This window comes from Antarctobacter sp. (assembly GCF_048262615.1).
Taxonomy (GTDB): domain Bacteria; phylum Pseudomonadota; class Alphaproteobacteria; order Rhodobacterales; family Rhodobacteraceae; genus Antarctobacter.
Genome location: NZ_JBLXFB010000057.1, coordinates 1 through 6,543 on the forward strand (window position 1 = coordinate 1; position 6,543 = coordinate 6,543).

The window sequence follows — 6,543 nt, forward strand, 5'->3', positions numbered from 1 at the left end:
ATTAGCCATGTTCGACCTGACCGGAAAAAACGCATTGATCACCGGCGCCTCGGGCGGCATCGGCGGCGCCATCGCCAAGGCGCTGCACGGCGCGGGCGCCACCGTGGCCCTGTCGGGCACCCGCTTGGAACCGCTCGAGGCGCTGGCCGCCGAACTGGGCGACCGCGCCCATGTCCTGCCCTGCAACCTCAGCGACGCCGAGGCCGTCAATGCCTTGCCGAAACAGGCGGCAGAGGCGATGGGCAGCGTCGACATCCTCGTGAACAACGCCGGGATCACCCGCGACAACCTCTTCATGCGCATGTCAGAGGATGAATGGGCCAGCGTGCTGGAGGTCAACCTCACCTCCACCTTCCGCCTGTGCAAGGGCGTGCTGCGCGGCATGATGAAATCCCGCTGGGGCCGCATCGTGAACATCTCTTCGGTCGTCGGCGCCACCGGCAATCCGGGGCAGGGCAACTATGCCGCCGCCAAGGCCGGCATGATCGGCATGTCCAAATCGCTGGCCTATGAGGTCGCCAGCCGCGGCATCACCGTGAACGCGGTTGCGCCCGGGTTTATCGAAACCGCGATGACGGACAAACTGACCGACGATCAGAAAAGCGCGATCCTGACGCAGATCCCCGGACGCAATGCCGGAAGAGATCGCGGCCGCCGTTCTCTGGCCTTCGAGTAGCGAAGCTGCCTACGTGACGGGCGCCACGCTGCACGTCAACGGCGGCATGGCGATGCTTGAGCGGGGTGAAAGGCAGGGGCGGAAAGCATTTGCCATCACGTGCGCGTGTGATAGGCGCAAGGAACCCCGTGGTGTATATCTCGGTCGGGTCCGCTTGACAGGTGGGCTGACCGGCATCCACCCCAAGCGGGCGGGCAGATGGGCAGGTATCCGGCCCGGAGACATGTGAGACAAGACATGAGCGATATTCCTGATCGTGTGCGCAAGATCGTCGTCGAGCATCTGGGCGTCGAAGAGGACAAGGTCACCGAAAGCGCGTCGTTCATCGACGATCTGGGTGCCGACAGCCTCGACACCGTGGAACTGGTGATGGCGTTCGAAGAAGAGTTCGGCATCGAGATCCGGACGACGCGCCGAGACGATCCAGACCTTCGGCGACGCGGTCAAGTTCATCAAGGAAGCCTCCTGAGGCCTCCGGTCCGGTCTCACGGGTACGATAGTCGAAACGGCGCCCTCGGGCGCCGTTTTCGTTTGTTCCGCCGCTGTTCAGCGGACGGCATACGGCCTGTGCCCGGCACATCGCCCCGCCTGCCGTCCCGTCATCGGCCAGTTCGCGCCGGGCTGTAGAGCGCACTGTCGAGATCGCCAGCTTGGCCGATCCGTCCGTCAGCTCCGCCGCGTGCACGAGGTGGATCAGCGTCCGGTTCGTCTTCGTCGAAGATCCGCTTCACCCGCAGCGATTTACATCGAGCGCGAGTGCGGAACACGCCCCGCCATCCTCGCTGCGGTCGATGTCGCTGACGGTGATCGGCCCGTCTGCCGGCAGGCGATGGAGGCGTCGAGGATCCTCGAACCGTTGTTCTTGGAATGTCCACAGGCCCGGTCGAATAGGCGACGGCAGGTCACGCCCTGCACCTTCGGATCGGCGACGGCCTCGATCAGATGTCATTGCGACCCAGTCCACCCTGACTTCGCCGTCTGCCGCACCGACATGAGAACCAGGCAGACGCGGCGGCGAGGCGAGGGTTTTCAGGGGTCGTCCTTTCGAGGGCGCTGGCGTTGTCGGGAATCCGGGCAGAAGATGACCCGACCATGATCCCCGATATCGGGCGTCACCCGGATATTCGCTGGCGATCTCGTAGAGAAGCTTGCCCCGCCGTCACCGACCAGACCTCGGCCTCGTGTGTGAATTTCACCAACTGATCGAGCTGTCCTTGCGCCCGTCCTCGAACCAGGCGGCGGCGACGGCGTTCCAGATCCGTCCAGTTTCGCCGTCGTTCACCAACGTGAGCGTGCCGAAGACGTTGGCATAAAGATGCGCCTTCGAATCGGCAACGTGGAACGAGGTCCGCTGCCGCCGGACGCGGCGCGATCCGCCGCCGTGCCCTTGGCGGTGATGAACCAGATGGCGGCTCTCGTCCGGGTCGGGGACATTCACCGGGCGCTTCCGTCGGCGGCCAGAAGGCCGGCCCGCACATCGGCAAGCTGCTTCCAGAAGGCGTGTTTCAGATCCTTGGCGGGTTCTCCTTTGTCTCTTTCGTCGAGGGAAACGCCGAATGACCCGGTGCTGTTCCTTGCTCTGACGGGCTCTGACGGCGGGCGATCCGGCCTATATTTGAACAAACGTTCAATAAACGCCGGGGAGGGCGCGAATGTTCACCGCAGCAATGACATTCGATCTGGGCGAAGACGTGAACGCCTGCGCGACATGGTACCGCTGGGCGCAGGATCAGGTCTGCCCGCTTGCCGACGAGGTCGACCGCGACAATGTCTTTCCCGCAGCACTCTGGCGAGATGGGCGAACTTGGCCTGCTGGGAATCACCGTGCCCGAGGAATACGGCGGCGCGTGCGCTATCTCGCCCATGTCACGCGGTGGAGGAGATCGCAGCGCGCCTGGCCTCGGTTTCATTGTCCCGGGCGCATTCCAACCTCGCGTGAACCAGATCGCTGAACGGCACCGACGCGCAGCGGCGCAAGTACCTGCCGGGCTGATCTCGGCGAACACGTCGGCGCGCTGGCGATGTCCGAGCCGGGGCCGGTTCCGACGTGGTGGCATGAAATTGCGGGCCGAAAAGCGCAATGACCGCTACGTGCTGAACGGCAACAAGTACCGATCACCAACGGCCGGACGCCGACACGCTGGTGGTCTACGCCAAGACCGATCCTGAGGCCGGATCGAAGGCATCACCGCCTTCCTGATCGAAAATCCATGACGGGTTTCAGCACTGAAGCATTTCGACAAGCTCGGATGCGCGGATCGAACACCGCCGAGCTGATTCGAGGACGTGGAAGTGCCCTTCGAGAACGTCCTCGGGGAGGAGGAAGGGCGTGCGCGTGCTGATGTCGGGCCCGACTACGAACGCGTGGTGCCGCCGGGATCGGCACCGGCATCATGGCCGCCTGCCTGGACGATCACGTTCTACGGCCGAACGCAAAGTTCGGCCAGCCCATCGGGTCGTTCCAGCTCATGCAGGGCAAGATCGCCGACATACACCGCGATGAATTCCGCCCGCGCCTATGTCTACAGGTGCTGGGCCCGCGACCGGGGCGACGTGACCCGGCAGGATGCGGCGGCCTGCTGCCTCTATGCCTCGGAACAGGCGATGGCAGGCGCATCAGGCGGTGCAGGCGATGGGCGGTGCGGGCTTTCTTGCCGATGCGCCGGTCGCGCGGCTGTTCCGCGATGCCAAGCTGATGAGATCGGGGCGGCACCTGGAAATCCGGCGGATGCTGGGGGCGCGAGCGTCGCGGCGATGGGCTGAGCGATGGACTGGCAGCGGGACGATTTTTGCTAGGCTGGGGGCATTCGATCGCCTGTCGCGTTGCTATGGAGTGTTCCAGAAAACCCTGTTGTCCGCCTCTTTCACCCTGCTTGCCCTGGGGCCTCGGCCGCCCGCGCGACCGCGACGCGAGCGCCCCACCAATCCTGGCCCCAAGGCCCGCACGCCAGGCCTGCTCGGCAGATTGCCTGCAACGATCGACCACCATCACCGGCATCGCGGAATGCCTGATGCGCGAACAGCGCGCCTGGGACGAGCTGCTCAATGCCTGGGGCGCCGATGAAGGCGCGGGCGCAGAAGAACGGCAGTGGAACTGGCTGCTGCCTCGCAGCGCAAGTGGACAAGGATCGCGACGGAATGCGCGCGCCGCTACGAAGAGGCCGGGGCGGCTCGATCCGGGTCATCTGGGGCGTGAATGCCAGCGCGATCTGACCGCGAAGAAGGCGGTGATTTCTTCTTCGACCTCTACCGCTGAAGCCACCGCGCCGCGCGTGACGCACGCGGCCGGGTGCGGCTGGCGACCGGAGCAGCTGCGCGCGCCGGGCCGGAGGGCGGGGCATGCATGGCCGGCGTGATGCCCGGAGGCCGGGCGCTTCTGGTGCTCGCGCTGCTGGCCCTTGCGGTGGTGACGCCTTCCGGCGGGGCAGGAGGCGGCGCTCGGGCCGTCGGAACTGACCGCGGCGGTCGCCCGCACCTACGAGGAGGAGACGGCGCGCCGGGCCTTTGTTCGGCCGTCCCGGCGACGGGCGGATTCTGGTGGTCGCCCGCGACGGCGCGTCGGCCGGGTGGTCTACAGCGTCGACAGGTGAAGTGATCACCGCCCGCGACAGGGGTGGGAGGCCCGAAACATGAGACCGATCTTCAGGACAGGACCAGCGCGGATGCGGAGGCGTTCGACCGTGCATTGCCCGCGCGGCTCAACAGGGCGCCAGGTCTGCGACGAGTGGGCTGCGCGGGAGCCGGAGCGCGTGGCGATCCTGGAGCATGGCGGCGACGCGGTGAGCTTCGGCGCGCTGGCGCTGTCGCGCCGGCAGGCGGCGCTGGAGGTGCGGGAGTGACCCGCGGCGACCGGGTCGGGGTGCTGCCTCGCAATCCCTGGCCTGCGCGGTGGCGCTTGGCTCGCTGGCGGATGGGGGCGATTTCGGTCCCTCTGTTCAAGCTGTTCCGCGAGGATTCTGCGCACCACCTCGACGACAGCGGCGCGCGGGTGGTGGTGACCGACGACGAGGGCGCGGAGATGCTCGTCTCCTTCGATCTGGACGTGGTGACGGACCTGCCTGGGTGCCGTCCGATGCCCTGCGCGACACCGGTCCCGACGATCCGGCCATCATCATCTATACCGGCACGACCGGCAAACCGAAGGGCGCGCTGCACGGCACCGGTTCTGACTGGCCACCTGCCGGGGGTCGAGATCAGCCACGATCTGCTGGGCAGGCGGGCGACGTGCTCTGACGCCGGCGGACTGGGCCTGGATCGGCGGGCTGTTCGACGGGCGATGCCGGGGCTCGCGATCGGCGCCGGTGGTCGCCGCGCGGATGCGGAAATTCGGTCGGGAAATGTCTCGACATCTGCCGCGACAACGGCGTGCGCAACGTCTTCTTCCGCCCACCGCCCTGCGGATGCTCAAGGCCGAGGGCGCGGCGCTGCCGGGGCTGCGCCCGTCGCCCGGGCGGAGAGCCGCTGGGGCCGAAATGCTGGCCTGGGGGCGCGAGGCGTTCGGCTCATCAACGAATTCCATGGGCAGACCGAATGCAACATGGTCGCCAGTTCCTGCGCCGCGTTTACCTGCCGCGCCCCGGCTTCATCGCCGGTCGGTGCCGGGGCACGAGGTCGCGGTGATCGACGCCGAGGGCCGCAGGACCGAGGCCGAGGGCGACGTGGCCGTAAGGCGAGGTTCGGCTTCCATGATGCTGGAATATTGAACAACCTGCCGAGACGGCGGCAGTTCCGGGGCGATTGGCTGGTGACGGGGATCGCGGGACTTCGAGGGCGAAGAACTGCGCTTTGTCGGACGCGAGGATGACGTCATCACCAGCGCGGCTACCGCATCGGCCCGGCCGAGATCGAGGATTGCCTGCTGACCCATCCGCGTCGCCACTGCGGCGTGGTGGGCAAGCCCGACCTGCTGCGCACCGAGATCGTCAAGGCCTACGGTGCGCAACTGGGGGCCGACGTTGCCGCCGACGAGCTTCGCGCATGGGTCAGGGAACGTCTCGCAACCTATTCATGTCCCAGGGAAATCCGCCTCTGGATGCGTTGCCGATGACCGTGACCGGCAAGGTGATCCGCAAGGAGCTGAAAGGCAAGCGCAGAGGAGGCACCGGAATGCCGGGAGCCGTGAACCACCGGGCGGGGGTGCCGATGCGGCGCCCTGCGCCCGAGCCTGGGGACCGCCGATCCCCGCCCGCAAAGGGCGAAACCGGCGTACCGCCGATGGTCCCGTGGAGGCCGGCGGCCATGCTCTTCCCGAAGTCGTCCGCGTGGAGGAAATCCGATGAAACTGATGTCGAGGGCACTGCCCGGCCCGAAGCCTTTCAACGCAATCGCGAGGGGCATCTCGAAGCCCTGCGCGTCGTGCGGAGGCGGCGGAGCTTGCGGCCGAGGGCGGGGGCGCGAAGGCGCGCGACCGGCACCCGTCACGTGGCAAGATGCCGCCGCGCGAGCGGGTGGCGAACCTGCTCGATCCCGGCTCGCCGTTTTCGAGATCGGCGCCACGGCGGCGCATGGCATGTATGGCGGTGCAGCCCCCTGCGCAGGGGCGATTGCCGGGATCGGTCTGGTCAAGGGGCGGCAGGTCATGGTGGTCTGCAATGACGCCACGGTGAAGGGCGGCACCTACTACCCGATGACCGTCAAGAAGCACCTGCGCGCGCAGGAGATTGCCGAGGAAAACCGGCTGCCCTGCATCTACCTCGTGGACTCTGGCGGCGCGAACCTGCCCAATCAGGATGAGGTCTTTCCGGACCGCGACCACTTTGGCCGCATCTTCTACAATCAGGCGCGGATGAGCGCCAAGGGCATCGCGCAGATCGCCGTTGTCATGGGATCCTGTACGGCGGGCGGGGCCTATGTGCCGGCCATGTCGG

The 6,543-nt window shown here is 67.0% G+C and carries 6 protein-coding genes and 4 pseudogenes; 7 read left to right on the forward strand and 3 right to left on the reverse strand.

Translation table 11 applies throughout. The features are described 5' to 3' along the window. Positions 1-7: 7 nt before the first annotated feature. Both fabG and ACN0S5_RS23845 read left to right on the forward strand, forming a co-directional pair. Positions 8-734 (forward strand): annotated as a pseudogene (gene fabG, locus ACN0S5_RS23840) (3-oxoacyl-[acyl-carrier-protein] reductase); the annotation flags it as partial. 179 nt (positions 735-913) lie between these two features. Then, positions 914-1,145 (forward strand): annotated as a pseudogene (locus ACN0S5_RS23845) (acyl carrier protein). A 272-nt stretch (positions 1,146-1,417) separates the two neighbouring features. On the opposite strand, the gene ACN0S5_RS23850 reads toward ACN0S5_RS23845, so the two are convergent. Next, positions 1,418-1,591 (reverse strand): hypothetical protein, encoded by a 174-nt coding sequence (locus tag ACN0S5_RS23850; RefSeq protein ID WP_417211735.1) that lies wholly within the window; start codon positions 1,589-1,591, stop codon positions 1,418-1,420. A gap of 277 nt (positions 1,592-1,868) precedes the next feature. After that, positions 1,869-2,114: a pyridoxamine 5'-phosphate oxidase family protein gene (locus ACN0S5_RS23855; RefSeq protein ID WP_417211736.1), complete on the reverse strand. Its 246-nt coding sequence runs from the start codon at positions 2,112-2,114 to the stop codon at positions 1,869-1,871. 214 nt (positions 2,115-2,328) lie between these two features. Here ACN0S5_RS23855 and ACN0S5_RS23860 point away from each other — a divergent pair. The 3 genes and pseudogenes from ACN0S5_RS23860 to ACN0S5_RS23870 all read left to right on the forward strand — a co-directional run. Next, positions 2,329-3,419 (forward strand): annotated as a pseudogene (locus ACN0S5_RS23860) (acyl-CoA dehydrogenase family protein); the annotation flags it as partial. Positions 3,420-3,687: 268 nt separating this feature from the next. Beyond that, positions 3,688-4,032, forward strand: coding sequence for a hypothetical protein (locus ACN0S5_RS23865; RefSeq protein WP_417211740.1), 345 nt, complete (start codon positions 3,688-3,690; stop codon positions 4,030-4,032). 706 nt (positions 4,033-4,738) lie between these two features. Continuing rightward, complete coding sequence (locus ACN0S5_RS23870) at positions 4,739-4,909, forward strand: hypothetical protein (RefSeq protein WP_417211737.1); 171 nt, start codon at positions 4,739-4,741, stop codon at positions 4,907-4,909. Positions 4,910-5,258: 349 nt separating this feature from the next. Here the strand turns inward: ACN0S5_RS23870 and ACN0S5_RS23875 are convergent, their stop codons facing one another. Next, a complete protein-coding gene (locus ACN0S5_RS23875) occupies positions 5,259-5,543 on the reverse strand; it encodes a hypothetical protein (protein ID WP_417211738.1) in 285 nt (94 codons plus the stop codon). Between the two features lie 21 nt (positions 5,544-5,564). Between ACN0S5_RS23875 and ACN0S5_RS23880 the strand changes: the two genes are divergently transcribed. Together ACN0S5_RS23880 and ACN0S5_RS23885 are read left to right on the forward strand one after the other, a co-directional pair. After that, positions 5,565-5,723: an AMP-binding enzyme gene (locus ACN0S5_RS23880; RefSeq protein WP_417211739.1), complete on the forward strand. Its 159-nt coding sequence runs from the start codon at positions 5,565-5,567 to the stop codon at positions 5,721-5,723. Positions 5,724-5,951: 228 nt separating this feature from the next. Beyond that, positions 5,952-6,543, forward strand: a pseudogene (locus ACN0S5_RS23885) (carboxyl transferase domain-containing protein); the annotation flags it as partial.